The 26,028-nt window shown below is 64.9% G+C and carries 20 protein-coding genes; 11 read left to right on the top strand and 9 right to left on the bottom strand.

The window, feature by feature from the left end; genetic code table 11:
* Positions 1-53 precede the first annotated feature (53 nt).
* From QZ613_RS19825 to QZ613_RS19805, 5 genes are all read left to right on the top strand, one after another.
* Complete coding sequence (locus tag QZ613_RS19825) at positions 54-1,481, top strand: diguanylate cyclase (RefSeq protein ID WP_291983710.1); 1,428 nt, start codon at positions 54-56, stop codon at positions 1,479-1,481.
* A gap of 52 nt (positions 1,482-1,533) precedes the next feature.
* Positions 1,534-2,457 carry a fructosamine kinase family protein gene (locus tag QZ613_RS19820; protein ID WP_291983708.1) on the top strand — a complete coding sequence of 308 codons (924 nt, stop codon included), beginning with the start codon at positions 1,534-1,536 and terminating at the stop codon, positions 2,455-2,457.
* 274 nt (positions 2,458-2,731) lie between these two features.
* Positions 2,732-5,407, top strand: coding sequence for a cation-transporting P-type ATPase (locus tag QZ613_RS19815; protein ID WP_291983706.1), 2,676 nt, complete (start codon positions 2,732-2,734; stop codon positions 5,405-5,407).
* 2 nt (positions 5,408-5,409) lie between these two features.
* Entirely contained in the window at positions 5,410-6,921 is a 1,512-nt protein-coding gene (locus QZ613_RS19810) for a bifunctional aminoglycoside phosphotransferase/ATP-binding protein (RefSeq protein ID WP_291983704.1), read from the top strand.
* A 575-nt stretch (positions 6,922-7,496) separates the two neighbouring features.
* Positions 7,497-7,853, top strand: coding sequence for a hypothetical protein (locus tag QZ613_RS19805; RefSeq protein ID WP_043563069.1), 357 nt, complete (start codon positions 7,497-7,499; stop codon positions 7,851-7,853).
* Positions 7,854-7,897: 44 nt separating this feature from the next.
* On the opposite strand, the gene QZ613_RS19800 is transcribed toward QZ613_RS19805, so the two are convergent.
* Positions 7,898-9,382 (bottom strand): CYTH and CHAD domain-containing protein, encoded by a 1,485-nt coding sequence (locus tag QZ613_RS19800; protein ID WP_291983702.1) that lies wholly within the window; start codon positions 9,380-9,382, stop codon positions 7,898-7,900.
* A 444-nt stretch (positions 9,383-9,826) separates the two neighbouring features.
* On the opposite strand from QZ613_RS19800, the gene QZ613_RS19795 reads away from it, so the two are divergent.
* The 3 genes from QZ613_RS19795 (at position 9,827) to QZ613_RS19785 (ending at position 12,689) form a co-directional block, all read left to right on the top strand.
* Positions 9,827-10,459 carry a class I SAM-dependent methyltransferase gene (locus QZ613_RS19795; RefSeq protein WP_043563292.1) on the top strand — a complete coding sequence of 211 codons (633 nt, stop codon included), beginning with the start codon at positions 9,827-9,829 and terminating at the stop codon, positions 10,457-10,459.
* A 73-nt stretch (positions 10,460-10,532) separates the two neighbouring features.
* Positions 10,533-11,174 carry a hypothetical protein gene (locus QZ613_RS19790; protein ID WP_043563066.1) on the top strand — a complete coding sequence of 214 codons (642 nt, stop codon included), beginning with the start codon at positions 10,533-10,535 and terminating at the stop codon, positions 11,172-11,174.
* Positions 11,175-11,225: 51 nt separating this feature from the next.
* The gene (locus tag QZ613_RS19785; protein ID WP_291864983.1) at positions 11,226-12,689 is read left to right on the top strand and encodes a GGDEF domain-containing protein; all 1,464 of its coding nucleotides are present in this window, start codon (positions 11,226-11,228) and stop codon (positions 12,687-12,689) included.
* A 119-nt stretch (positions 12,690-12,808) separates the two neighbouring features.
* Here the strand turns inward: QZ613_RS19785 and QZ613_RS19780 are convergent, their stop codons facing one another.
* From QZ613_RS19780 to QZ613_RS19755, 6 genes are read right to left on the bottom strand one after another with little or no spacing between them, the layout of a single operon-like run.
* The gene (locus QZ613_RS19780) at positions 12,809-13,609 is read right to left on the bottom strand and encodes an enoyl-CoA hydratase (RefSeq protein ID WP_291864978.1); all 801 of its coding nucleotides are present in this window, start codon (positions 13,607-13,609) and stop codon (positions 12,809-12,811) included.
* 59 nt (positions 13,610-13,668) lie between these two features.
* Positions 13,669-14,286: an ABC-type transport auxiliary lipoprotein family protein gene (locus QZ613_RS19775; protein WP_291864975.1), complete on the bottom strand. Its 618-nt coding sequence runs from the start codon at positions 14,284-14,286 to the stop codon at positions 13,669-13,671.
* Positions 14,283-15,227 (bottom strand): MlaD family protein, encoded by a 945-nt coding sequence (locus QZ613_RS19770; RefSeq protein ID WP_291864973.1) that lies wholly within the window; start codon positions 15,225-15,227, stop codon positions 14,283-14,285. The genes QZ613_RS19775 and QZ613_RS19770 overlap by 4 nt, the downstream gene beginning before the upstream one ends.
* 2 nt (positions 15,228-15,229) lie before the next feature.
* Positions 15,230-15,994, bottom strand: coding sequence for an ATP-binding cassette domain-containing protein (locus QZ613_RS19765; protein WP_291864970.1), 765 nt, complete (start codon positions 15,992-15,994; stop codon positions 15,230-15,232).
* A gap of 32 nt (positions 15,995-16,026) precedes the next feature.
* Positions 16,027-17,145 carry an ABC transporter permease gene (locus tag QZ613_RS19760; RefSeq protein ID WP_043563054.1) on the bottom strand — a complete coding sequence of 373 codons (1,119 nt, stop codon included), beginning with the start codon at positions 17,143-17,145 and terminating at the stop codon, positions 16,027-16,029.
* Between the two features lie 7 nt (positions 17,146-17,152).
* Positions 17,153-18,664: a Ppx/GppA phosphatase family protein gene (locus tag QZ613_RS19755; protein WP_291901787.1), complete on the bottom strand. Its 1,512-nt coding sequence runs from the start codon at positions 18,662-18,664 to the stop codon at positions 17,153-17,155.
* Positions 18,665-18,877: 213 nt separating this feature from the next.
* Between QZ613_RS19755 and ppk1 the strand changes: the two genes are divergently transcribed.
* Positions 18,878-20,998 (top strand): polyphosphate kinase 1, encoded by a 2,121-nt coding sequence (gene ppk1, locus QZ613_RS19750; RefSeq protein ID WP_291983700.1) that lies wholly within the window; start codon positions 18,878-18,880, stop codon positions 20,996-20,998.
* A gap of 67 nt (positions 20,999-21,065) precedes the next feature.
* Here the strand turns inward: ppk1 and QZ613_RS19745 are convergent, their stop codons facing one another.
* Positions 21,066-23,291, bottom strand: a complete 2,226-nt coding sequence (locus tag QZ613_RS19745; protein ID WP_043563047.1) for a bifunctional (p)ppGpp synthetase/guanosine-3',5'-bis(diphosphate) 3'-pyrophosphohydrolase — start codon at positions 23,289-23,291, stop codon at positions 21,066-21,068.
* 73 nt (positions 23,292-23,364) lie between these two features.
* On the opposite strand from QZ613_RS19745, the gene QZ613_RS19740 reads away from it, so the two are divergent.
* Both QZ613_RS19740 and QZ613_RS19735 read left to right on the top strand, forming a co-directional pair.
* Entirely contained in the window at positions 23,365-24,270 is a 906-nt protein-coding gene (locus QZ613_RS19740; RefSeq protein WP_043563045.1) for a DMT family transporter, read from the top strand.
* A complete protein-coding gene (locus QZ613_RS19735) occupies positions 24,267-25,055 on the top strand; it encodes a M90 family metallopeptidase (RefSeq protein WP_291983698.1) in 789 nt (262 codons plus the stop codon). Before QZ613_RS19740 ends, QZ613_RS19735 begins: the two co-directional genes overlap by 4 nt.
* Positions 25,056-25,101: 46 nt before the next feature.
* On the opposite strand, the gene QZ613_RS19730 is transcribed toward QZ613_RS19735, so the two are convergent.
* The gene (locus tag QZ613_RS19730) at positions 25,102-25,989 is read right to left on the bottom strand and encodes a 2-dehydropantoate 2-reductase (protein WP_043563041.1); all 888 of its coding nucleotides are present in this window, start codon (positions 25,987-25,989) and stop codon (positions 25,102-25,104) included.
* Between the last annotated feature and the right edge of the window lie 39 nt (positions 25,990-26,028).

The raw sequence follows: 26,028 nt of genomic DNA, 5'->3' as shown, positions 1-26,028 counted from the left end.
TCGAACCGGGGTCCTCTCGCGCAGGCGCCAAGCCAGCGGAGGATGAGCCAGCGATGATCGAAGACGACCTGCTGCACGACGCAACCAAGGATGGCGTCGTCCCGATGGCCGGGCTGCTGGCTGTGCTGATGAATAGCGGCTGCGCCGTCGGTTTCGGCGTCAAAGCGCTGGATGGATCGTACCGGGTCGCCAACCAGACGCTGGAACAACTGCTTTCCCAGGGCAGCAGAGCCGTGCTCGGGAAGTCGGACAGCGAGCTTCTGCCCGTCGAAGTACTGACCGCGCTGGCGCGCGCCGATCAGCGCGTCCTCGCCGGTGCGACAGCCGCTGCCGAGGAGATCGAGCTGGCAGTCGACGCTCGGCGCGCTCGCTATCTCTGGCTCGAACTGCCGGTCCTCGACCAGGACCGGATGCTGCAGGCGATTGCTTCGCTGGTTTATGCGTGCTCGCCGCAGCAAGCGCCCGACAGCCTGCTGCAAACTCTCGATCGCCTGCAACAGGCCAACCAGGAATTGCAGCAGACGGTCGCCGAGCTCGAACAGCTGGCCAGCACTGACAAACTGACCGGCCTCTGGAACCGGCGCCGGCTGGAAGACTGCGTACGCCGTGAAATGGAGCGCTTCGAACGCTACCAGCACCCGCTGAGCCTGCTGCTCTTCGACATCGACTGTTTCAAGGCGATCAATGATCGCTACGGTCACGCCAGCGGCGACGAAGTGCTGCAGCGAGTGACCGCCCTGCTGCAAGGCGGACTTCGCGGCGCCGACTCGCTGGCCCGCTGGGGCGGCGAGGAATTCGTCGTCCTCTGCCCCGACACCAACCTGGCGACCGCGAGACGGCTCGCCGAACGTCTACGTGCGCAGGTCGGAAAAGCGCGCTTTCCGCAGGTCGGGCAGCTGACCGTCAGCGTCGGCGTCGCCGAATGCGACGCCGGGGAGAGCTGGGGCGAGTGGTTCCAGCGTGCCGACGAAGCGCTCTACCGGGCCAAGGCACAAGGTCGCAACCAGGTCCAGCTGGCGCCTGAAGCGGACAAACCCCTGAACCCCGGAGAAGGCGCCGCCGCCAATTTCGTGCAACTGATCTGGCGATCGGCGTACGAATGCGGCAACGAAACCATCGACGGCGGCCATCGGCAACTGTTCTCCAACGCCAACGACCTGCTCGCGGCGATTCTTTCCGCGCGGAGCGCTGACGAGGTCAATGCGCTGGTCGATCGCTTGCTGGCCGACGTCCGGCAGCACTTCGCCGAAGAGGAAGCGATTTTCGTCGCCGCCGGCTTTCCTGGCGCCGCGGCGCACGTCGCCATGCATCGGCAGCTGATCGCGCAGTCGATCAGCATGGGCGAAAGCTACCGCGCCGGAAAGCAGGGCCTTGGTGAGGTCTTCCAGTTCCTCGCCCACGATGTGGTCACCAAACACCTGCTCGGTGCCGACCGCAAGTTTTTCGACCACCTGCAGCGCAAGGCGACATTCGCCGACTGACGCCGGCAACGGCGCTGCGGGCAGGTCGAGCGCCGATGGCAAAGGGATCGACATGAAACCGAGCTTGGCCATCGATGCAGCGCTGGGCGCCGCCCTGCGCGAGCTGATTGCCAGCGACAGCGGGAGCGAACGGCCGCCAGCCGGCATCGACGCCATCACGCCAATTGGCGGCGGCTCGATCTCGCGCACGCTGTTGGTCGCCAGCGGCAAGCGGCGCTGGTTCGTCAAATTGAATGACGCCGGTCTCCTCGGCATGTTCGCCGCCGAAGCCGACGGCCTGCAGGCGCTGGCCGCCTGCCCGGCGCTGCGCGTGCCACGCGTCGTCGCCCACGGCATCGCCGGCAAGCAAGCCTACCTGGTCCTCGAGCACCTGCGCCTGCACGGCCTGCGCGAGACAGCGGAGGTGGCGGCGGCAGGCCGTTCGCTGGCCGAACTGCACCGCATCAGCGGCCGGCAGTTCGGCTGGCAGCGCGACAACTTCATCGGCAGCACGCCGCAGGTCAACACCGGGCATGCAGACTGGCCGGCGTTCTTTGCCGAGCGGCGGCTGCGGCCACAGCTCGACCTGGCTCGAACTCAGGGCCACCACGGCCGCCTGATCGCCGACGGCGAGCGGCTGGCCGAAACCCTCGGCGTGCTGTTCGTCGATCATCAGCCACCCGCCAGCCTGCTGCATGGTGACCTGTGGTCCGGCAACGCGGCCATCGACGAGTCGGGCACTCTGGCGCTCTTCGACCCGGCCGTCCATTTCGGCGACCGCGAATGCGACCTCGCGATGAGCGAACTTTTCGGCGGTTTTCCGGAGCGCTTCCACGCCGCCTACCGCGAGGCCTGGCCGGTGCCCGGCGGCTACCGACAACGGCGAACGCTGTACCAGCTCTACCACATACTCAACCACCTGAATCTTTTCGGCGGCGGCTACCGGCAACAAGCCGAGGCAATGATCGCTGCGCTGTTGGCCGAAACCGGCCACTGATCGGCACCGGCGCGCAGTCGCAGGCAGCGCACGGGCGGCGATCGCCGAGATGACCGCCACAGCGGGCACCCCGCCGTCGACCCGTGTTGCCGCGCGCGCCAGCAGATGCCTTCCTGCCGGCAAGGGAGTACATTGTCGTTGGTCACGGCCACAGCGGTCATCGACTCGGTTAAGCGACTCGCGCGCGGGTCAGTGGGCAGCAGCCACTGAGTGCTGACGGGCAGGCGCCGAGACGTGCCCCCAGCAAGCAATCCGGCGTCAGGAAGGTCGTCGCGTGCGTATCCACACCGTCACTGTCGAACAGTCACTGGCCAGCCTCAAGACGGCAGCCACCGGTCTCAGCGCCAGCGAGGCGGGGCGCCGGCTCGCCGAGTACGGACCCAACCATTTCGAGGTCGTCCAGCAACAGCACCTGCTGCTGCGCTTCGGCAAGGAGTTCACGCACTTCTTCGCGATCATTCTCTGGATCGGCGCAGGACTTTCGTTCCTTGCCGAGCATTTCGATCCCGGCCAGGGAATGGTGCGCCTCGGCCTGGCCATCGTTGGCGTGATCCTGATCAACGGTGTCTTCTCGTTCTGGCAGGAATACAAGGCCGAGCGCGCGGTCGCCGCATTGCGCCAGTTGCTGCCCCAGAAAGTGAAGGTCTTGCGCTCCACGCAGATCGTCGAGCTTGTCGCCAGCGAGCTGGTGCCCGGCGACGTCATTCTGCTCGAGGAAGGCGATTTCGTTCCCGCCGACTGCCGGCTGATCGAAGTCTCCCGCTTGCGCGTCAACCTGTCGACAGTCACTGGCGAAGCGCTGGCCAAGGCACGCGACAGCGCGCCCAGCGTCGAGGAATCGCCACTGCACGCCAGGAACATCGTCCTCGCCGGCACCTCGGTCGTCTCCGGACAGGGACGCGCGGTGGTGTACGCGACCGGTCGGCATACCGAATTCGGCCGCATCGCGCAGCTGACGCAGACCGCCGGCGAGCCCAGCTCGCCGCTGCAGCGCGAGATCGCCCGTCTCTCGCGCCTGGTCGCCGGCCTGGCAACGGGAATGGGCGTGCTCCTCTTTCTCGTCGGCCAGGCGATGGGCCTGCCGCCCTGGGAGAACATGCTCTTCGCCATCGGCATCATCGTCGCCAACGTCCCGGAAGGCCTGCTGCCGACGGTCACCCTGTCGCTGGCCATGGCCACCCAGCGCATGGCCCGACGCCAGGCGCTGGTCCGCCACCTGCCGGCCGTCGAAGCGCTCGGTTCGACGACGGTGATCTGCAGCGACAAGACCGGCACGCTGACCGAGAACCGGATGTCGGCGCAGGGACTGTGGCTCGGTGGCGCATTCATCGCGCGTGCCGACCTGGCGACGCGCACGCAACTGGTCGACGAGCACCGGCAGCTCTTCGCCAATGCGGCGCTTTGCCATAACGTCAGGGAAATCGACGAAAACGGCCAACGGGAGCTGCGCGGAGACCCGATGGAGATCGCACTGGTCGACATCGGCCGCCAGGCAGCCGGCGACCTGGACGGCTATCACGTCGTCGACGAGATTCCCTTCGATACCGACCGCAAGCGCATGTCGGTACTCTGCCAGACGCCGCAGGGACGCATGCTGTACTGCAAGGGCGCCCTCGAAACGGTCCTCGACTGCTGCCGCTTCATCCAGTTCGACGCCGGCCTGGCGCCGCTCGACCCGGCTAGCCGTACCCGCCTGCTGGCTGCCCAGGACGAGATGGCCGGCCGCGGCCTGCGCGTCCTCGCCTTCGCCCATCGCGCTGTCGACGAAGGGCTATCGGGCGACGAGCAGGAGATGATCCTCGCCGGGCTGATCGGCCTCGAAGACCCGCCGCGCGCCGAAGTTCCCGGGGCCATCGCGCGCTGCGCGGCAGCCGGCATCCGGATCATCATGGTCACCGGCGACCACCCGCGCACGGCGCTGGCCATCGCCCGCCAGATCGGCCTGGTCAGGAGCGAAGAGCCCCTGCTGATCAGCGGCGAGCAGTTGCGCCAGATGTCGCCGACGCAACTGCAGCTGGCGCTCGATGCGGCGGAGATTCTCTTCGCCCGCGTCGCCGCCGAACAGAAGATGCGTATCGTCGAAGCGCTGAAGCAGAAAGGCGAGATCGTCGCCGTCACCGGAGACGGGGTCAACGACGCGCCGGCCTTGAAGAGCGCGCACATCGGCATCGCCATGGGGATCGCCGGCACCGACGTGGCCAAGGCGGCCGCCGACGTGATCCTGCTCGACGACAATTTCGCGAGCATCGTCGCGGCGATCGAGGAGGGACGCGCGGTGTACGACAATATCCGCAAATTCCTGACCTACATCCTCAGCTCGAACATCCCGGAGATCGTTCCCTATCTGGCTTTCGTTCTGTTCCGAATTCCGCTGCCGCTGACCATCCTCCAGATCCTGGCCGTCGATCTCGGTACCGACATGCTGCCGGCGCTGGCGCTTGGCGCCGAGAAGCCCGACCCGGCGGTGATGCAGCGTGCGCCACGCGCCCGCGGCGAGCGGCTGCTATCGTGGGGCCTGATTGCCCGCGCCTACCTGTTTCTCGGCGTCCTCGAAGCAGCGGCGGCGATGGCCGTCTTCTTCTTCGTTCTCGGCAGCGCCGGCTGGCACTATGGGCAGGCCCTGGCGCCGACCGACCCCCTCTACCTGCAGGCCACCTCGGCCTGCCTGATGACGATCGTGGTGATGCAGATCGGCAACGTCTTTCTCTGTCGGCACCCCCTGCGCTCGACGCTGGACAGAAAATCCGGCGGCAACCGCCTGCTCCGCCTCGGCATCGGCTCGGAGCTGGCGCTGATCGCGTTCATACTCTACACACCGGCCGGAAACTGGCTCTTCGGCAGTGCGCCGATCAGCGGCACGACGTGGTTGCTGGCCATTGGCTGCGCGCTGCTGATGTGGTCGCTCGAAGAACTGCGCAAAGCTATCCTGCGCCGCGCAGGCAAGGACTGAGGATGCCCCAAGCTCTGCCGCCGTTGATCGCTGCCCTGCTCGAAGCGGACCGCTACCCCGACCCGGCGACCTGCGTCGAACTCGTCGAAACGCACGCCTCATGGCTGCTGCTGGCCGGTGCCTTCGCCTACAAGATCAAGAAGCCGCTGGTCCTCCCCTTCCTCGACTACGGCACGCTCGCCAAGCGGCGAGACTGCTGCGAAGCCGAGCTGCGCCTGAACCGCCGCTTCTCAGCCGACCTCTACCTGCAGGTCGTCCCCATCGTCGGCACGACGGCAGACCCGCGCATCGGCGGCCCCGGCACGGCCATCGAGTTCGCCGTCAAGATGCGCCGCTTTGCCGAGGTCGGCCGTCTGGACCGCCTTTGCGCGCGTGGACAACTGCATGCCAAGCAGATGTCAGCGCTGGCCGCAACGATCGCGGAATTCCACGCGCAGGCTGCAACAGCACCGCCAGGCACGCGCTTCGGCGACCCGGAGCAGGTGCTCGCACCCGCTCTCGCCAATTTCGCCGAGCTGGCAACGCTGCTGCCGGGCAGCGAAGAGCAGACGCCGCTGACGTGGCTCTGCGAGTGGACGCGCAGCGAATTCGACCGCCTGGCACCTCGTTTCGCGGCCCGCAGGGCGGCCGGCCGGGTACGCGAGTGTCACGGCGACCTGCATCTGGGCAACCTGGTGTTGATCGACGACCAGATACGCCTGTTCGACTGCATCGAATTCAGCGAAGACCTGCGCTGGATCGATGTCGCCAGCGAGATCGCGTTCACCTTCATCGACCTCGTCGACCACGATCAGCCGGGCCTGGCCGGCTGGCTGGTCAACGAGTGGCTCTCTTGCAGTGGCGATTACGACGCCGTGCAGGTCCTGCGTTTCTACGCGGTCTATCGCGCGCTGGTGCGCGCCAAGGTCGCGGCGCTACGGGCCAGGCAAACAAACGGCGATAGCAGCCAGGCCCGCCATTATCTGGCGCTCGCCGAACGCCTCGCCAAACCGCCGCCGGCACGCCTGATCATCACCCACGGCGTCGCCGGTTGTGGCAAGAGTCGCGCGGCGCGAAGAATCCTGCTGCACGATCCGGAGGCGGCGACCTTGCGCGTGCGCTCCGACGTCGAACGCAAGCGGCTGTTCGACCTCGACGCCACGGCGCGAAGTGGCTCGCCGGTAGACGGCGGCATCTACGCCAGTGACGCCAGCGAACTGACCTACGCCCGCCTGTACGCGCTGGCCAGGGAACTGCTCGTGGCCAACTGGTCGGTGATCGTCGACGCCGCCTTTCTCGAAGGCAACCGGCGCGATCGCTTCCGGGCCCTGGCCGCGCACACCAACGCCGCTTTCTTCATCGTCGCCCCGCAGGCGACCCCGGCAGTATTGCGCGCCCGCATCCGCGGTCGCCTGCACAAAGGCCACGATGCCTCCGAAGCGACGCTGGCGGTACTGGCGCAACAGCTTGCCAGGACGCAGCCGCTGCGCGCCGACGAACGCGACTGCCTGCTGCAAGAGGCGGTGTACGCTTGAAAGCTGCCGCGGAAACGGCGCAGTCAGGCCGACGATCGCCATGTTGAAGACCGCCCACGCGCCGCGAGTGTCGGAAAATTTTACAGACCATTTCCTGCCGCCTACCAACGAAAACTACAAGCTATTGCTTTAATGACTCATAATTGTCACCGCTAAAACTGGCAAGAGTCTTGCTACTGGTTAAGTGCGTCTGTTTGATGCGGCAAATGCCCGGGTTTCCTGACCGGCCTGCAGAAACTCAGCCGCACGCGACGACCAGCTCGTGCTGGCGGCGCATCAAGCCGCTTTCGAAACACGAACGGTGCGCCACTTTGCTTGCTCCGCCGCAAACAACTGACCTGCTTTCGCGGTGGCAGCGATAGGTCACTTCCCGCGTTCGGGAAGGGTGTTTAACAGGGCTTTCTCTTGGCTTGCAAGTCTCTGAAAGGACTCATGATCAAGTCCACGATCACACTTATCGGCGAACCGGGCCAGGGCATCGGACCTGCTTCTGAAAAACGGTGCGGCGTTGATTTGTCGGGTAGAATGGCGGCTTGCTTCGGCACTTTGCGTCGTGAACAGGGTCGGGGAGCACTATGAATATCCTCAATGGTTGGAAAACACTGGAGCTGATCACCCGTGAGGGTGAGACGCTGGTGTGCATCGAAGGGCGCGTGCTCGGCAAGAATCCGCGCTTTCCCTCGTCGTCGCACATCAGAACGTCGCCACTCACTGGCTACAGACTGGACAACGACGGGATGGTCGTGATGACCAAACGCGGCTCGGAGTATGGACTTGGCAAGCCCGACCCATCGGAGACCTTTGCGCAGCAGCGTCTGATACGGCGAATGTCACGCCTGGGTCAGAAACCGCCGTCAGCGTTCAACGAGATCGATACACAGCTTACTGGCTACGTTGACCTGCACAAGGAACACGCAGCGAAGGAAGGCTGAAGCGCCTTCGGTGTCGCCCGTAGCACCCCACAAGCCCAGCCCTGTCACGGCAACGGCACCGACCACGGCGCGTCCTGACGCCGAAAATCTTCCAGCAGCGCTCCCAGTTCCGGCAGCAGGGCACTGCTTTGCGCCGCCAGCCAGTCTCGCACGACATCGCCCTTGCGGCCGGGCAACGCCTCCGCGGTCAGTTGCAGGGCGACCGCCAGATCGTTCTGGCGCCCCAACTGTTCCTGCAGTGCCGTAAGCGACTGATGATAGTTCTCCAACACGGGACCGGCGAGGATCGGCGAAAGGAACTCAAGCGCGTAGCGCAATTGCTTGAACGCCAGGCGTAGACGATGACGTGCCTCGTCGCTGCCACCCTGCGCCTCGGCGGCGCGCTGGTTGACGCGCCTGGCGCACTTGTCGAGCCACACGGGAACAAAGTCCCCCAACAAACGAACCTTGCCTTCCGGCAGCGCCAGAAGTGCTGCACTGAATTCGAGCAGCAGGCGGGAATACGCAGCCGATTTCAAGACAGCTCGGGCGGCCTTGCGATTGCTTGTGCTGCGCCGGCGTGCGTAGCGGAGCAGCAACCCGATTTCTGCCCGGTCGGCAAAGGTCTCACTCAGCAGTGGTGCGGTATCGGCCAGGAATACGTCCCAGTTTCGCGCGTCACCCAGACGCTTGGCGAACGCTTGCCAGAGCGGATCGAAATGTTCCATGAACGCCACCGGGAGGTGGCGCTGCCAGACGCGCATCGCCGACCGCAGGCGGCGAACAGCAACGCGCGCCTGGTGCACGAACTCGGGAGCGTCGGTGGTGAGAATGCCTTTCTCGTTACTCTGCAGTTGGCTGACGCACGACAGGGCAATCCTGCGAAATGCGCTGACGCTCGACATGCCGGCATCGACAGGAACCGGCAATGCTTTCGCCGCGATCATCGGCGCGTCGGCCAAGAGGCGATAGGCGCGATCGGACTTGCTCCTGGCTTCCGGATGCAGGGGCAGGGTAGCTTGCAGCGCAAGAGCCAGATCAAAGAGATCGCCGACGGCTCCGGAGACGAGCTCCAGTTCGATCTCACAGATTGGCTGGCGGCGACCACCGGCCTCGATCGTCCCGCGGTCGAGCGCCAGTTCGATGCGCACGCCGTCGCGCGGCTCAAGAAGCCAGGAGCGGCGCTGAAAGTGCGTGACGAACGCCGGCTGTAACTGATCTCGCAGAGGCTCCAGGAAGTCGCGGACGGCACTCTGGTCGACATGCGCGAAGTCGAAGTCGCCGGGCCGGCCGCTGCGCTCCCACTCCTTGCGCTCGGCCAGCCCACCGCTGAGTTGAACGGCCGTCTTGACGCCCAGCAGCCACTCGCCGCCTTTCTGACGATAGCGTACAACCAGCCGCTCGCCACGCAGACGGTTGTCCGGCGTGTCGTAGTAGGTGTTGACCAGCAATTGGCGCTGCGACGGCACGCCAGCGAGCAACGCGTGGCTACCCAACTGACTGGCCGTGCGCGCTGACAGCGATAGCTTGATTTCGGTTTCAATGGCCATGGTGAACCCTCTTGGCGAGGAAAGCATGCGTTCCCCGGGTCATGTTCTTCCTTCTCCCTGGCGCCAGCCTGTCATCGGCCCTTCTGCAGCCAGCCCCGCAAGGCTGAGCGCCGTAACGTAGATTAGCACAGGAACATTTCATTTCCTGTTTCTGGCAGTTGACGGCAGCCCGCGGCCAGAATACCCATAATCCGCGTGGCAGCGACTGGCGGCGCGCGCCTGACGAGCGCCGGACACAGTGTGGGAGAACGATCCGGGGCCCTGGTTTCTGGTCCACAAGACGGTCACGCGGTCACCACGCCAGCGCGCCGCGCCGGCCGCTTGCCGGCGTAAAATGACCCGCCGGCGACCCGAAGCGCTGGCCTATGGTTTACCATGGAATGGCACGCCATTTCCGTTCCGCCGTTCTGCCCGCAGCTCGTCTACCGGTCGCCAACACCCGCCATGCCCCTAGCTTCCGAAGATCTCGAATCGATAACCGCCCAGACCCTGGCCCACTACGACCAGCGCGCCGAGGACTTCCGCGACGGCACTCGCGATCACGACGTGAGCCAGAATATCGCCTCGCTCTTGCGCCATATCCAGGGCCAGGCGCCGTTCACGATTCTCGACTTCGGCTGTGGCCCGGGCCGCGACCTCAAGGCCTTTGCGCAGCTAGGTCATATCGCCATCGGACTCGACGGAGCCCGGAAATTCGTCGCCATGGCACGCAGCGACAGCGGCTGCACCGTATGGCAGCAGGACTTCCTCAAGCTCGATCTGCCTGCGGAACACTTTGACGGCGTCTTCGCCAACGCCTCGCTGTTCCATATCCCGAGCCAGGAACTGCCACGCGTGCTGCGGCAATTGTGCGCCACGCTCAAGCCGGGCGGCATCCTGTTCTGCTCGAACCCGCGCGGCGATAACGCGGAGGGCTGGAGCAATGGCCGCTACGCCAGCTACCACGACCTCGCCGCCTGGCGCAGCCAGATGGCCAATGCCGGCTATAGGGAGATCGAACACTATTATCGGCCGGCCGGCCTGCCGAGAGAACGGCAGCCCTGGCTGGCCAGCGTCTGGCGGCGGACCGGCGCATGAAGCAGAATTGCCCTTGCGGCCACCTGGCGGCGGACGGGCCCCCTTTCTTTCAACGCAGCTGACGACCCTGACGATGCAAGACAAACGCTTCTCGAAACGCCGCACGCAGCTCAAGGCCGGAACCCGCATCGCCGAAGCGATTCTCGACTTTGTCGGCCAGGCACCCTTCAGCACGGAACTGCCAGCCGCCAACCCGGAACTTCGCGCCCGCGCGCTGGCCGCCACCGCCGCGCGACGTGCTGCGCTGACCACCAGCGGACTAAGTCTGCCGCCCGGCCCGCTCGGCTGGCTGACCCTGCTGCCCGAACTGCGCTCGCTGTGGCAACTGCAGACCCAACTCGTCGCCGACATTGCGGCTTGCCATGGAAAAACAGCCGAACTGGGCCGCGAGGAAATGATTTATTGTCTTTTTCGGCATACGGACGCACAGGCGGTTCGCGACCTGGTCGCCCAGATCGGACAGCGTTTCGTCGTTCAGCGGGCCTCGCGGCCGCAGGTCCAGGCGGTCGTTCTGAAGATCGGCATGCACATCGCGCAAAGGTTGATCGGCAAGGGGATTTCGCGCTGGATTCCGGTCTTCGGTGCGCTTGGCGCGGGCGCGTACGCTTACTACGACACGTCGCAGGTTTCCGACACGGCGATCGAATTCTTCGCCGGCGTCATCGACGTGCACGCCGACGAGGCGGAGCCGGACGTCGGCGACAGCCGGCGCTGACGCCGTCGGGCTGCTAAAATGACTCCCCTTGTGCGACAGGGGGCAGACACTATGGTTAAAGCCACCAGCAAACACCTTGAGGAATGGGCAAGCCCGCGCACGGTCATCGTGTTCTCGCTGCTATTCGTGGTCGCCCTGTGGGCTGCCGTCAGTTTCTGGATCGTCGTGGCCCGCGATGAACGCATAGCCACGACCCGCGAATCCCTGCAACAGATGAATCACGCGGTCGAAGACCAGACACGACGGCAGTTTCGCCTGGCCAACGTCATTCTCGCCGTGTGTGCCGGCTGGCTGGAAGCAAACCCCGACCGCGACCCACGCAGCGACCCCGGTTTTCGCCGCCTACTCGATGATTTTCGCGATCGCACCGCCGCCATCGACGTCCGTCTGGTGACTGCCGACGGCACCGAGATCGACGTCCTCAGCGACCCCCCCGAGCGGCTGGAAAAGGTCGCCGACAGCGACTACTTCCGGGGCACGCCGGGTAGGGACGGCCTGTTCATCGGCGCCCCCACGCGCAGGCAGGCGGACGATCATCTTGAACTGCCGATCGCCCGCCGTGTGCTCGCACAGGCGTTCCCGATCCTGGTTGCGGTGATCGACCTGGGAAAACTGACGCCGGTTTACGAGAAGCAGCGCCCGAAGCCGGGCGGCGTGATCACCCTCCTCCGCTCTGACGGCACGGTTCTGGCGACCGCGCCTGACAACCCGCAGCTGCTCGGCCAGCCGATTACCGGCGTGACGCTTCCCGGCGCACAACTCACGCCGCCGGTGCAGCCATTGGTCTTCGAAGAAACCACTGCCCGCCAGCGGCGACAGTTCACCAGCTATTCGACGCTCCCCGACTTCCCCTTGTCGGTGATGGTCTCCGCCGACTACGACGCGGCGCTTGCGCCGTGGCTGAAACAGACCCTGTGGGTTATCGTGCTGGCCATCGGGGTCACCCTCCCGCTGGCGGTGGTGGCCTTGCGCTCCTTGCGCCTGCTGCGCGCACTGGCCAACCAGGACGCCGAGCTGCACTACCTGGCGACCACCGATCGCCTGACCGGCGTCAGCAGCCGCCAGCACTTCGTCGCAGCCGTCGAGGAGCGACTGCAGGGCGCGAACGGTGAGCAGGGACCGCTATCCATTCTGCTGGTCGATATCGATTTCTTCACGCGCATCAACGATGGTTACGGCCACGCCGTTGGCGACCGGGCGCTGGTCTCTTTCGCCGAGGCGGCGACCGCCTGTCTGCGCGGCGCGGACATGATTGGGCGGCTCGGTGCCGGGGAGTTTTCCATGCTCTTGCTCGACACCGATATCAGCGCCGCGATCGTGGTTGCGGAAAGGATCCGCACGGCGACCGCCGGCATCTCGATTCCTACCGACAACGGCACCGTCCAGTTCACGGTCAGCATCGGGGCGAGCCAGGCCTGCGCCACTGACCAGTCGTTTGACGACCTGCTGAAGCGCGCCGTCGAGGCGCTGCAAACTGCCCGGATCGGCGGACCCGGCCAGCTGGCCGTCGTCTGACGCCGGATAGCCAGCTCCCCTACGCGGCCGCAGGCGCGCCTGCCCGGCGCCACCGCGACCGGGCGCGCGTCAGGCAGCGCTGAGCCCAAACACGAGCGCCATGACGCAAGGCCCCGCGCCTAGCGGCCCTTCCACTCGGCTTTTCGTTTGCCGATGAAGGCGTCGATGCCCTCGCCGGCGTCTTCGCTCATCATGTTGCAGGCCATGACTTCGGAGGCGTACTGGTAGGCGCCTTCGAGCCCCATTTCGAGCTGTTTGTAGAACATTTGCTTGCCCATGCCGATGGCCACCGACGACTTTTCGATGATCGACCCGGCAAGCTTGTCGATCTCGCTGTCAAGCGCGTCGCCAGCGACCACGCGATTGACCAGGCCCTGCTGCAGTGCCGCCCGAGCATCAATGAAATCACCGGTAAGCAGCATCTCCAGCGCCTGCTTGCGACCCAGGTTGCGCGACAAGCCGACGCCCGGTGTCGCGCAGAACAGGCCGACATTGATTCCCGAGGTGGCAAAGCGCGCGTTGTCCGCAGCCACCGCCAGGTCGCACATCGACACCAACTGGCAGCCGGCGGCAGTGGCGATGCCATGCACGCGTGCGATCACCGGCTGCGGCATCTGGGTCAGGGCCATCATCATCCGGCCGCAACGCCGGAACAGGTCCTGCATGAAAGCCTTGTCGCGATTGGCGCGCATCTCTTTGAGGTCGTGTCCGGCACAGAACGCCTTGCCGGCCCCGGCAATGATCAGCACGCGCACTGCGGGATCAGGCGCGATGGCGTCGATCTGCGCCTGCAGTGCGGCGATCATTGCCTGCGACAGCGAGTTGAACTGCTGCGGCCGGTTCAGGGTCAGCGTGGCAACGCCCCGTCGATCGCTGCGCACGACGTAGGGGTCATCCAGAATTGCCGTCTCGGTACTCATCCTTACCTCCTTGCGATATCCACGAAAAACCGCTTTGACGCTGGCCCGGGCATGGATCCTCAGCCAGCCATTGCTGCCGGGCACTGCTTCAGTCGGCCAAGTTCCTCTAGTTCCTGCAACCAGCCAGCCAGCTGCCGCCCGAGTTCGTCGCTGGCCGAAACCAGGGCGCGAACACCGCCGCTGGCATCCGCACTGGCCGCCGGCTGCTCGATGCTGAGCCAGCGCTCGGCGACGATCTGTTGCCTGGCGTCGAGCACACTGGCCGTTCCCTGCAGCACGCCACGACTGAGCAGGGGCGTATCGAAAACCTGCGAGAACTCCTGCAGTTCGAGGCGCAACAGGCAGCTGACGGCCGTACGCCCGCCACCGCTGAGCACGCCGAGTTGCTGGCGCAGCCGCTGCGCGAGCAGCAGTCCCGGCGCTCCTGCCCAGCGGCTGGCGGCGTAGCTACGCAGCTGCAAAGGATCGTCGTAGAGCAGGCGGTATTCGATACTTAGCGAGTCAAACCAGAACGGCGCGCGAATCTCAAGGGCCAGCTTCGACCAGCTGGCGCCTGTCGCCAGACGCGCCGCCGGTAAACCGAAGTCGTAGGTCCCGGCGGATCGCGTGTTGCGGGTGCCGCCTGCGCACGCGGCAAGCAAGGCGCACGCAGCAAGGCAGATCGAAAGTTTCTTCATCGCGAACCCTCACGGCTTGGCGGTGCGGTGAAACCGGCTTCGCCGGGGCCGGGAGAGTGCTTTGGCGAGCCGAAAACGAGGCTTTGTGGTGACTCCTCCAACAGCTGCAACACGCGCTGCAATTGGCGCGAGTTTGCCGACAGCTCGCTCCCCAGCTCGTTGAGACGCGGCGCCAGTGCGGCCACTCCGCTCGGTGACGGATCACCGAGCAGGCGATCGACTCTCTTGCTGACCGCCTGCAGGCCCACGACCAGTTCGCGGGCCTCAACCAGCAGCGGCGTCGCCTGGCCTGCCGCATGCTCGGCGCGAGCCAGCGTGGCGTTGAGCAAACGAAGACTCTCGGGAGTCTGCGTCAGCAACTGGCGAAACTGAGCAATGGCGTCATTGGCGTTGGCGGTGGTCGCTTCGAGGTTGACCAGAATCCTGGCAAAGTTCTGCCGGTTTTCGCTGTCGAGCAACTTGTTGGCATTGCTCAGAAACGCTCCCGCCGCGCGCAAGGTGGCCCCGCCGGCATCGGACAGTTCCTCGATCAACGACGGCTGCATGGCGATTCGCGACGCATCGCCGGCGTCGCCAGGCAGTGGCTGGGGATCGTCGCCGGATTCTTCGAGCAGGATGTGGGCAATTCCGGTGACTCCCTGATAGCCCATCTTGGCGACCGTCCCGCGCGTGACCGGTACCGAGTCATTGACGCTGATGCGAATGAGGATGTTGCGCACATCCGCGGGATCCAGTTCGATCGCCTGTACCTTGCCGACGCGAATGCCTCGGTAACGGACCTGTCCCTGCAGGCTGAGTCCGGTGACGTTCTGCCGCGTGACGACGATGTAGTCGCGGGTCATTTCGTGCTTGCCGCCGATCCACCATACCGAGAGCACCAATGCAACGCCCAGAAACAGGGTGAAGAGGCCGGCTATCAGGGCGTGCGAGCGGTTCTCCATGGCTAAGCTACCTCCTCTCGGATCGCTGCCGCGGCGCGCTTGGAAGCGAAGAAGTTCTGAACGAAGGGGTGATCGACGGCCAACACTTCTGCGGCCGTGCCGCAAGCCACGATTTTCTGGTCGGCGAGCACCGCCAGACGCGTCGCCAAGCCGAGCAGCGTATCGAGATCGTGGGTCACCATGACCACCGTAAAGCCAAGCTCGTGCTGCAGCAACTTGAGCAACTTGATGAAGTTCTCACTGCGGTCGGGGTCGAGACCGGCTGTCGGTTCGTCGAGGACCAGGAGCTCCGGCTCGAGGGACAAGGCGCGCGCCAGGGCCACCCGCTTGATCATGCCGCCGGACAACTCGGCCGGCATGAGACAACCGTGGCGCGGCTCAAGCTCGACCATCGCCAGCTTGAGCAGAACCAGGTCACGGATCATTGCTTCGTCGAGACTGCGCAGTTCGCGCAGCGGAAAGGCGATGTTGTCAAAGACCGAAAACGCCGAAAAGAGTGCGCCCTGCTGAAAGAGCATTCCAAAGCGGCGGCGGAGCGCTCGGCCCTGCTCGTGATCGCCATCGAAAAGCGTCTGGCCGAAGAGTTTAAGCGTCCCCGCGCTCGGCCGCAACAGGCCGACGATCTCGCGCAGCAGCGTCGTCTTGCCACTGCCCGAGCCACCGACCAGGCCCAGCATCTGCCCCGCTTCGACGTCGAGATCGATATCTTGATGAATCACCACATCGCCGAAGCGCGTACACAGGCCGCGGATTTCGATGGCCGGCATCGTAGCTCGCCCCCCCTCCGCCAAGGCGACCTTCACAGCGGCAGACCGACACTGCGCGTCAGGATGGCCGCGACGGCATCGACGAGAATCGCCACGGTGATCGCCGTGACCACCGAAGCGGTGGTCTGCGACGACAGGCTTTCGGTGTTCGGCTTGACCCTGAGGCCGAAGTGACAGGCAATCAGCGCAATCAGAAAGCCGAAAATCAGGCCCTTGGTCATGCCGATCCACAGATTGGCGACCGGCACTACCTTGGGCAGGGTGTCGATGAAAAAACCGTACGACAGGTCCATCTGCAGATTGGCCGAAACCATGCCCCCGATGATCCCCGCCGCCGAGCACCAGAGAACCAGCAGCGGCATCGCCACCGAGAGTGCGGCGACCTTGGGCAGGACCAGGCGCTGGCTTTGCGAAACGCCCATCGTGGCCAGGGCGTCGATCTCGTCGGTGACGCGCATGACGCCGATCTGGGCAGTCATCGCCGACCCCGAACGACCGGCGACGAGAACGGCGACCAGCACCGGCCCCAGCTCGCGAACGATACTGATGCCGAGCAGATTGACGATGAATACGTCGGCACCGAAGTTCGCCAACTGCAACGCCGAAAGGTAGGAAAGAACGACACCAATCAGGAAACCGATCAACGCCGTCACCGGCAGCGCCTGCGCACCGCTCTTGAAGAGGTTTGCCGAAAACTCCCGCCAGGGTATGTCGCCTGGATGCCGGCAGAGGTAGAAGACGTCGAGAACGAGCTGGCCGACCAGGGCCACCATCCCGGTAAGATGACTGGCCGCGGCGAGAAGCAATCGACCGACAGCGGACAGCGCAAGCAGGCGCTCGTTGGCGCGGCTCGTCGGCAAAGCGTCGACCACCATCGCCTCGATACGGGCGATCAGCGCCCGATGGCGGGTCGATATGAGCAGCGACGCCGGCCATTGCCGGCCCCAGGCGCGCCACAGCAGAATCCCGCCGGCGCTGTCCATCCGCGTGATCGACTGCAGGTCCCACGCCGGGTTGCCGGCGGCCAGCTCGCGCAGGCGGCGCTCGAAGCTGACAATCGGATGCGGCATCGTGGTCAGCGTCCATTCGCCGGACAGGCACAGCCGCAGCCCCCCCGGCTGCTGAAGAACTTCGAGCGCGGCGACGCTCATTGCGGCCTCATGACCGCTTCGTTCCAGCTGGCCGGGGGCTGACCTGCAGCTGGCTGCCGATAGCCCCCCACAGCAGCGACTCTTCACGCAAAGCGGCAACGGCCAGCGGATTGCCGCTCAGCCAGGCAGCAGAGACATCCAACTGAAAGCCGGCTGGAGACTCGCGAATGGCCAACACGGGCGGCGCCAGGTCGGCACGTGACCGATGCAGCAACAGCGCCAGCCGCAAACAGAAGAGCAGCCGCCAATTGGGATCGCCGGCAGGCAGCGTGGCCAGTTTCTGGAGGCTGCCCCGCTGACCGAGGATCAGCAAGGCCAGACGCGACTGGTCACGCTTCGAAAAGCCGGGCATGTCGGCGTTGCTGACAATATACGCGCCATGCTTGTGAAAACTCCCATGCGCCACCGAAACGCCAATTTCGTGCAGCGAGATGGCCCAGCGCAGAAAGTGGACGTCGCTCTCGTGCTCGGGAGAATCGAGCGGCATCAATTGCCCGAGCAACGCCAGGGCCGTGCGCTCGACGTGCCGGACCTGTTCCTCGACGACCAGGTAACGGCGCATGAACTGGCCGACGGTCACCTCGCGCGTGTCGTGATGCTCGAAACGGCCGCGCAGATCGTGCAGGACGCCCATCGGCAAAGCGCCCTCGGAATAGGTCATGGTCTCGATTTCGAGCGAGGAAAAGACGGCCGACATGATGGCCAGGGCACCGGGCAGGATCTGCAGGCGCTCGCTGCGCAGACCTTTGAGTTGCAGCCGCTCGGCCGAACCGGCGGCGATGATCATCTGGCGCAGACGGGCCAGGCCCTGGCGAGTGATGCCGCAGCACCCGTCAGGGTTAAGCGCGTTCATTTCGAGCACACCGGCAAGCTCCTGCGCCGAACCCGATGTCCCGACGGCCTCTTGCCACCCGCAGCGGCGATAGTCGACGACCACCGCTTCGATTTCGCCAGCGGCCGCCACTTCCGCGGCACTGAAGCGCTTGTGGTCTACCTTGCCATCGGGGAAGAAGCGCTGGCGGAAGTTGATCCCCCCCATGAACAGCGACTCCATCAGCAAGGGCTCAAGGCCCTCGCCGACGATCAACTCGGTCGAGCCGCCGCCAATATCAACCACCAGACGCCGGTAAGCCGCGGCCGGCAGCGCGTTGGCGGCGCCAATGAAGATCAGACGTGCTTCCTCGCGGCCACCAATGATCTCGATCGGAAAGCCGAGCGCAGCCTCGGCCTGTGGCAGGACAAGGTCCGCATTGCGCGCGACGCGCATCGCGTCGGTGGCCACCGCGCGTACCTGCTCCGGTGCGAAGCCGCTCAGCCGCTTGCCGAACAGACGCAGGGCGTCGAGCGCACGCTGTTGCGTGGCGTGATCGAGAATTCTCTCTCTGGTCAGTCCAGAACCCAGGCGAACAGGCTCTTTCAGGCTGTCAAGCGGGTGAATCTGATCGCCAACGATTCGCCCAAGCTGCAGGCGAAAACTGTTGGACCCCAGGTCGACGCCGGCAATTAGTTCGTAACTCATGCCCGTTTTTCTTCCGGCCAGACGGCGAAAGCTGTTTGCGATCTGGCCATGTTACCACCGCCAACAGCCTGGCCAGAGAGCCGCAACTCGTCGAACAATGGCACTTTGTCGAGAAAATGGCCTCTTCGGCGACCAGCGCCAGAGCGATAGCTGTAATATGTTTGTTGTCTTTGCCACGCCTGCTCGACCCCTCAATTTCCACGGAAGGAACCCATGAACACCGCCGCCACACCCACCGAAGCCCCTCTCAACAAGGCCACTGACGGTTTTCCGTCGGACTACTTCCAGAATCGCGAGATGGGGCTGCTTGCTTTCAATCGGCGCGTGCTGTGGCAAGCCAAGAACTCCAAGACCCCATTGCTCGAACGCTTGCGCTTCCTGTGCATCGTGAGCAGCAATCTCGACGAGTTCTTCGAAATCCGGGTGGCCGGAGTCAAGGAGCAACTCAAGCTCGGCTCGGTCGCTCTCACCACCGACGGCAAGACCGCACACGAAGTCTACCGCCTGGTCTGCGACGAAACGCACGCCCTGGTCAAGGAACAGTATGCGCTACTGAATGACGAGATCCTGCCGCTGCTCGCCAGCGAAGGCATACGTTTCCTCAAACGCGGCGACTGGAGCCCGGCGCAGCGCGAATGGATCAGCGCCTTCTTTTTCCGCGAAGTGATGCCGGTGATCACCCCCATCGGCCTCGATCCCTCGCACCCCTTCCCGCGCGTGCTCAACAAGAGTCTCAACTTCGCCGTCGAACTCGAAGGCCGCGATGCTTTTGGGCGCAGCTCCGATGCAGCCATCGTGCAAGCGCCCCGTGTCCTGCCACGTGTCATCCAGCTGCCCCGCGAACTCGGTGACAGCGAGTATTGCTTCGTCTTTCTGTCGTCGATCCTGCACGAATTCGTGCACGAGCTGTTCGCGGGCATGAAAGTCCTCGGCTGCTACCAGTTCCGCGTCACGCGCAACAGCAACCTGTTCGTCGACGAAGAAGCGGTCAAGAACCTGCGCACCAAGATCCAGGGCGAATTGCCACAGCGACACTTTGGTGACGCCGTCCGCCTCGAAGTCGCCAACAACTGCTCGGAAGCGATGACCGAGTTCCTGCTCGGCCACTTCAACCTCACCGAGCGCGACCTCTATCGCGTCGCCGGCCCGGTCAATCTGGTGCGCCTGATGCAGGTCCCCGACTGGGTGATGCGCGACAATCTCAAATTCAAGCCTTTCAAGCCGGGCACGCCGAAAGCGCTACAGAAGAGCAGCAACCTCTTCGAGGCCATCCGTGGCGGCGACATCCTGCTGCACCATCCCTACCAGAGCTTCAATCCGATCATTGAACTGCTCGAGCAGTCGGCAACCGACCCGCAGGTGGTGGCCATCAAGATGACCGTTTACCGTACCGGCACGGACTCGGTGCTGATGCAATCACTGCTGCGCGCGGCGCAGAACGGCAAGGAAGTCACGGTGGTCGTCGAACTGATGGCGCGCTTCGACGAGGAAGCGAACATCGGCTGGGCGACCAAGCTCGAGGAGGTCGGCGCGCACGTCATCTACGGCGTCGTCGGCTACAAAGTGCACGCCAAGATGCTGATGATCGTCCGCCGCGAGGAAGGCAAGGCGGGCGGCAGCGTCCTGCGGCGCTACGTGCACCTGGGTACCGGCAACTATCACCCGAAGACCGCCCGTCTGTACTCCGACTTCGGTCTGCTCACCTGCAACGAAGAGATCGGCGCCGATACCAACGAGGTCTTCAAGCAGCTTACCGGCCTCGGGCGTGCGCAGACCCTGAAGCACCTCTGGCAAGCCCCCTTCTCCCTGCAGCCGAACGTCGTCGCCGGGATCCGGGCCGAGGCCGAAGCCGCGCGTGCCGGCAAGCGGTCACGAATCATCGCCAAGATGAATTCGCTGCTCGAACCGGAGACCATCGCGGCGCTCTACGAGGCGTCACAGGCCGGCGTCAAGATCGACCTCATCGTGCGCGGCGTTTGCGGCCTGCGTGCCGGCGTCAAAGGCTTGTCGGACAACATCAACGTCTGGTCGATCATCGGTCGGCAGCTCGAACATCATCGGGTGTTCTATTTCTTTGCCGACGGAGAAGAGAAGGTCTATCTGTCGAGCGCCGACTGGATGGACCGCAATTTCTTCCGCCGCATCGAACTCGCTTTCCCGATCCTCGACCGCAAGCTGAAGCGCCGGGTGATCGCCGAAGGACTGCAGATCTATCTCACCGACAATACGTTGTCCTGGGAACTGGGACCCGACGGCAGCTATCATCAGCGGCGCGGCTCGCGGACCAGCCCGCACTCGTCGCAGGCCGAGCTGATCGAACTGCTGAAGGACTGACGCGCTAGCGAGGAAGTCGAAAGCACCGGCCTGGGAAACCTGCCAGGCCGGCACGACGACTCACGACTCAGGCGCGACGCGCCCCAACCACGCCCTCGACACCGTGCAGCAAGCTTAGGGTACGGTTGAGCTGCGGGATGCTGCTGACTTCGGCGGTGAAGCGCATCAGCGCGTTACCTTGCCGAGACTGCGTATTGACGGCGATCACGTTGAGCTTTTCGCGGGCGAGAACGTCGGACACGTCGCGCAGCAGACCCTGGCGATCGTGGGCGTCGATGACGATATCGACGGCGAAGATGCCTTCCTCGCCCGCCCCCCAGGTCGTTTCGATCACCCGCTCGCCATTCATCGCGCGCATGTTCGAGAAGTTGCTGCAGTCGGCGCGATGCACCGACACCCCTTTGCCACGCGTGACGAAACCGACGATGGGGTCTGGCGGTACCGGCTTGCAGCAACCCGCGAGCTGCGTCAGCAAGCGATCCATGCCAACGATCAGAATCCCCTTCTCGGCGTCATCGCTCGGCCGCTGCCGGGACACCGCCAACTCGACGCGATCCTCTTCGTCGGGCGGCGCATCGCCGCCACGCACCGCCAGCTGCAGCTGGCGCAGGTTGAGCTTGGCGCGGGCAACGGCAATGAACAGGTCGTCGGGGCGGGCAAAGCCCAGGCGGTCGGAGAGTTCGTCGAGGCTGATGCCCGACTGCCCCATGCGCTGCAGCTCGCGAGTCACTACCGCCCGCCCCTCGCCGAGCATGTCCTCCAGGGCCAGACTGGCGAACCACTGCCTGACCTTGGCCCGCGAACGATGGGTGAACAGGTAGCCGAGCGAGGCGTTCAGCCAGTCGCGCGAGGGGCCACCGTGCTTGGCAAGAACGATCTCGACACGCTGCCCGGTGGCCAGCTGCGTATTGAGCGGGACCAGCGCGCCGTCGACCTTGGCGCCGCGGCAGCGATGGCCGATGTCGGTGTGCACGCGGTAGGCGAAGTCGACCGGCGTCGCGCCCCGCGGCAGGTCCACGACGCGCCCCTGCGGCGTCAGGATGTAGATCGTCTCGTCGAACGCAGCCTTCTTGTAGTGCCGCACCCAGTCCGACGAATCGACCGCCTCGTCCCGCCAGGTGAGCAGCTGACGCAGCCAGGCGATCTTCTCGTCGTAGCGATCTTCCGGCGTTGCCTTGCTACCTTCCTTGTAGCGCCAGTGTGCGGCGACCCCCAACTCGGCGTGATTGTGCATCTCCCGGGTCCGGATCTGCACTTCGAGCGCTCGCCCGTCCGGGCAATGCACGGCCGTGTGCAGGGAGCGATAGTCGTTGCCTTTCGGGTGAGCGATGTAGTCGTCGAACTCGCTGGCGATCGGCGACCAGATGTGGTGCACGATGCCCAGCGCCGTGTAGCAGTCCTTGACGTCAGTGACGATGACGCGCAAGGCGCGCACGTCGTAGACTTCGGAGAAGGCGACGTCCTTCTTGCGCATCTTGTTCCAGATACTGAAGATGTGCTTTGGCCGGCCATAGACCTCGGCATCGCCAACGCCGGCGTCGGCCAACTCGCGCTGCAGGCGAGCGACGGCGTCGACAATGAACTGTTCGCGCTCGGTTCGCTTCTCGTCGAGATGTTGCGCAATATCCTTGTAGATCGCCGGATGCATGAAGCGGAACGACAGGTCCTCGAGCTCCCACTTCAGCTCCCAGACACCGAGCCGGTTGGCCAGCGGCGAATAGAGTTCCAGCGTCTCGCGCGCCACCGCGGCGCGCAGCGGATCGGGCTCGACGGCGTAGTAGCGCAGGGTCTGTGTGCGCGAGGCCAGGCGCAACAGAACGACGCGAATATCCTCGACCATCGCCAGCAGCATCTTGCGCAGCACCTCGATCTGCGCCTTCACCTCCTGCGGCCTCTTGTCGTCGCTTTCGGACGACTGCGCGACGAAGCCGCGGGTGATCGGTCGCACCCGGTTGAGCCGCGATATGCCATCGACCAGGTGCGCAACGCTGCGCCCGAACTCCTTCTCGATCAGCGCCAGGCCATGCTCCTGCTGCGCAGGCAGCGCGAAAAGCAGCGCCGCCAGCCGCGAATCAACGTCCAGCTTGAGCCCGGCGACGATCAGAGCCATACCCAGGGCATGACCCCAGACAGCTTCGCCACTACCCAGCTGGCGATCGCCATAGTGCGCCCGGGCAGATTCCACCGCGCGTCGAATACGCTCGGAGTCAGCCATCGGCAGACCGTCGACCAGGGATTGCAGGGAGTGTTCGAAGTCGCTTTGGGCGGCGACCGAGTGGGTAACTGAAACCATAAGGCAATTATAATGGACTCGCTCGCGCATCAGGCATAATGCGCGTTTGCCGCCCGCTGCCCCCCAGCCGCCGATGTTCGCCCGCCTGCAACACCCCTATCTGCTGCTCGTGCTGACCGTATTGTTCTGGTCCGGCAACATGGTCCTTGGCCGCGCCATCCGCGACCAGGTGCCGCCGCTGTCGCTCTCCTTCTGGCGCTGGGCAATTGCGCTGGCGCTGGTCCTGCCCCTCGCCCTGCCGCATCTACGCACGCAATGGCCGCTGCTGCGCGGCAGCTGGAAGGCGGTCGTCGTCCTCGGACTGCTCGGCGTCGGCGTCTACAACACACTGGCTTACACCGCCCTGAACTACACGGCGGCGACCAACGCCGTATTGCTCAACTCGTTCATCCCGATCGCCACCATCGCCCTCTCATGGGCCTTTCTCAAGAAGCGGCTGCGGAGGATCGAGGGGCTTGGCGTGCTGCTCTCGCTGCTCGGCGTGACGATCATTGTCTGCCGTGGCGACGTGCAGACACTGGCCCATCTCAGCCTCAATATCGGTGACCTGTGGATGCTGGCGGCTGTATTCGCCTGGGCGCTGTACACCATCGGACTGCAATGGCGGCCAGTCGGCGTCGACCCGATGCTGCTCCTCGCCGCATTCATCGTCGTCGGCCTGCTCGCCCTCGCCCCGGCTTACGCCTGGGAGATTTCGCAGGGGAAGACGATTCACCTCTCGGCCAGCTCGCTGGCCGGCATCGCCTACACGGGCGTCTTCCCGGGTTTTCTTGGTTACGTCTTCTACAACCGCGCAGTCGGCGAAGTCGGCGCCAGCAAGGCCAGCCTGTTCATCCACCTGATGCCGGTCTTCGGCACGCTCCTGGCGGCAATTTTCCTCGCCGAAATACCCCGCCCCTACCACTACCTCGGCATTGCGCTGATCTTCGGCGGAATCTACCTGACCACCGCCGCACCGGGAACGGCGAAGGCGTCGTGATCGGCAAGCTCATCGGCTGGTTCCGAAGACAACCGGCAACCGCAGAGATCCCAGACCCCCTGTGGCAGGGAATTGTTTCGACCCTGCCTTTTCTCGCCGCCCTCGACGTCGACGAGCAGCGCCGGCTGCGCGCATTGGCCCAGGAATTTCTGGCCGAAAAGGAGTTCACCGTCGCCGGCGGTCTGCAACTCAGCGACGAAATCTGCGTCTCGATTGCTGCCCAGGGCTGCCTGCCGATCCTCGAACTCGGCCTCGACTATTACCGCGGGTGGATCGGCATGGTCGTTTATCCCGATGAATTCGTCATCCCGCGCAGCGTCGAGGATGAATTCGGCGTCGTCCACGAATACCAGGAGCTGGCCTCGGGCGAGGCCTGGGAAGGTGGACCACTGCTTATCTCCTGGCGCGACGCGCAAATGGCCGGCGCCGGCTACAACGTGGTCATTCACGAGTTCGCGCACAAGCTGGACATGCTCAGCGGCGAAGCCAACGGTGTCCCGGCGCTTCCGGCGGAGATGTCGCGAGCCGACTGGCAACAGGCGCTGCTCGCCAGTTACGAAGACTTCTGCACGCAGGTCGACGAAGCGGAGGGCAGCGCCCGGGACACCCTTTTCGACCCCTACGCGGCAGAGAATCCGAGCGAGTTTTTTGCCGTCATGAGTGAAGCGTTTTTCGAGACGCCGGACGCCTTGCGCGCGCAATATCCGGCTTTCTACGAACAGCTCGCGGCGTTCTACCGCCAGGACCCGGCGGCCCGCATGCGCCCGGCGAGTGCCCTGCAGTAGGCGTGCGCCAGCATGCCCTGCGGCCAGTGCGGCCCGGAAGCATCGACTAGCGTGATTCGAGCAGCTTGACGAGAGCGTAGAGGACCCGGTTGACCGGCGTCGGGACAGCAAGGGCCTCGCCTTTGCGCAGCACATAACCGTTGAGATGATCAATCTCGCTCGGCTTGTGGCGCGCCAGGTCCTGCGCCGTTGACGAAAGCTGGCCGGGCATGGTGTGCGCGATCTGCTGCACGGCCTGCCACATGTCACCGGCAACCACGACCCCTGCCGCCTGCGCAACGGCGAGGCACTCCGCCATCACGTCACGCATCACGCCCGGCACACCGTCCCCTTGCACCAGATGACCGTAGGGTAGTTGCGTAATTGCCGACACGGCGTTGTAGACGCAATTGACGATCAGCTTGGCCCATAGCGCCCCGGCCACGTTGTCGGAAATGGTGACCGGAATCGCGGCAGCGGCGAACAGCGCGAGCAGCTCGTCGCTGCATGACGACGGTCCGATGACCAGCTCTCCTCGCCCATGGTGCTTGACAAAGCCAGGCCCGGCCATTTCGGTGGCCACGTAGACCACCGCCGGGGCGACTTCCCGGCGCAGCACGGCTTGCCAGCGCTCGGCGTTGTCTACGCCGTTCTGCAGGCTCAGCAGGCAAGCGTCGGGGTCGAGATGCGGGGCCATGGCCATGGCGGCGGTCTCGGTATCGGGCGATTTGACGCAGCACAGCACCAGCTGCGCGCCGCGTACGGCGCCCGCGTCGGTGCTGGCCTGCATCGGCACCTGCGCCTGGAAGGACTGCGTGTGCATGAACAGACCATCGCGGCAGACCGCGGCCACGTGCTGCGGTCTGCCGATCAGGACCACCGCATGTCCCGCCCGGGCCAGCATGCCGCCGTAGTAGCAGCCCACGGCGCCGGCCCCCATCACTGCAACCTTCATTTCTCTCCTCGCAGCAAACGCCTCGCTGCGGCCTGGTTT

Origin of the sequence: Candidatus Accumulibacter sp. ACC005 (assembly GCF_907163215.1) — a bacterium.
GTDB lineage: Bacteria > Pseudomonadota > Gammaproteobacteria > Burkholderiales > Rhodocyclaceae > Accumulibacter > Accumulibacter regalis.
This window is presented reverse-complemented; position numbering and strand designations above follow the sequence as displayed.

Bases quoted from the DNA above. Each gene is read 5' to 3' on its own strand.
- QZ613_RS19825 (WP_291983710.1), top strand. From the start codon at position 54: ATGATCGAAGACGACCTGCTGCACGACGCAACCAAGGATGGCGTCGTC.
- QZ613_RS19820 (WP_291983708.1), top strand. From the start codon at position 1,534: ATGAAACCGAGCTTGGCCATCGATGCAGCGCTGGGCGCCGCCCTGCGC.
- QZ613_RS19810 (WP_291983704.1), top strand. From the start codon at position 5,410: ATGCCCCAAGCTCTGCCGCCGTTGATCGCTGCCCTGCTCGAAGCGGAC.
- QZ613_RS19805 (WP_043563069.1), top strand. From the start codon at position 7,497: ATGAATATCCTCAATGGTTGGAAAACACTGGAGCTGATCACCCGTGAG.
- QZ613_RS19800 (WP_291983702.1), bottom strand. From the start codon at position 9,382: ATGGCCATTGAAACCGAAATCAAGCTATCGCTGTCAGCGCGCACGGCC.
- QZ613_RS19795 (WP_043563292.1), top strand. From the start codon at position 9,827: ATGCCCCTAGCTTCCGAAGATCTCGAATCGATAACCGCCCAGACCCTG.
- QZ613_RS19790 (WP_043563066.1), top strand. From the start codon at position 10,533: ATGCAAGACAAACGCTTCTCGAAACGCCGCACGCAGCTCAAGGCCGGA.
- QZ613_RS19785 (WP_291864983.1), top strand. From the start codon at position 11,226: ATGGTTAAAGCCACCAGCAAACACCTTGAGGAATGGGCAAGCCCGCGC.
- QZ613_RS19780 (WP_291864978.1), bottom strand. From the start codon at position 13,609: ATGAGTACCGAGACGGCAATTCTGGATGACCCCTACGTCGTGCGCAGC.
- QZ613_RS19775 (WP_291864975.1), bottom strand. From the start codon at position 14,286: ATGAAGAAACTTTCGATCTGCCTTGCTGCGTGCGCCTTGCTTGCCGCG.
- QZ613_RS19770 (WP_291864973.1), bottom strand. From the start codon at position 15,227: ATGGAGAACCGCTCGCACGCCCTGATAGCCGGCCTCTTCACCCTGTTT.
- QZ613_RS19765 (WP_291864970.1), bottom strand. From the start codon at position 15,994: ATGCCGGCCATCGAAATCCGCGGCCTGTGTACGCGCTTCGGCGATGTG.
- QZ613_RS19760 (WP_043563054.1), bottom strand. From the start codon at position 17,145: ATGAGCGTCGCCGCGCTCGAAGTTCTTCAGCAGCCGGGGGGGCTGCGG.
- QZ613_RS19755 (WP_291901787.1), bottom strand. From the start codon at position 18,664: ATGAGTTACGAACTAATTGCCGGCGTCGACCTGGGGTCCAACAGTTTT.
- ppk1 (WP_291983700.1), top strand. From the start codon at position 18,878: ATGAACACCGCCGCCACACCCACCGAAGCCCCTCTCAACAAGGCCACT.
- QZ613_RS19745 (WP_043563047.1), bottom strand. From the start codon at position 23,291: ATGGTTTCAGTTACCCACTCGGTCGCCGCCCAAAGCGACTTCGAACAC.
- QZ613_RS19740 (WP_043563045.1), top strand. From the start codon at position 23,365: ATGTTCGCCCGCCTGCAACACCCCTATCTGCTGCTCGTGCTGACCGTA.
- QZ613_RS19730 (WP_043563041.1), bottom strand. From the start codon at position 25,989: ATGAAGGTTGCAGTGATGGGGGCCGGCGCCGTGGGCTGCTACTACGGC.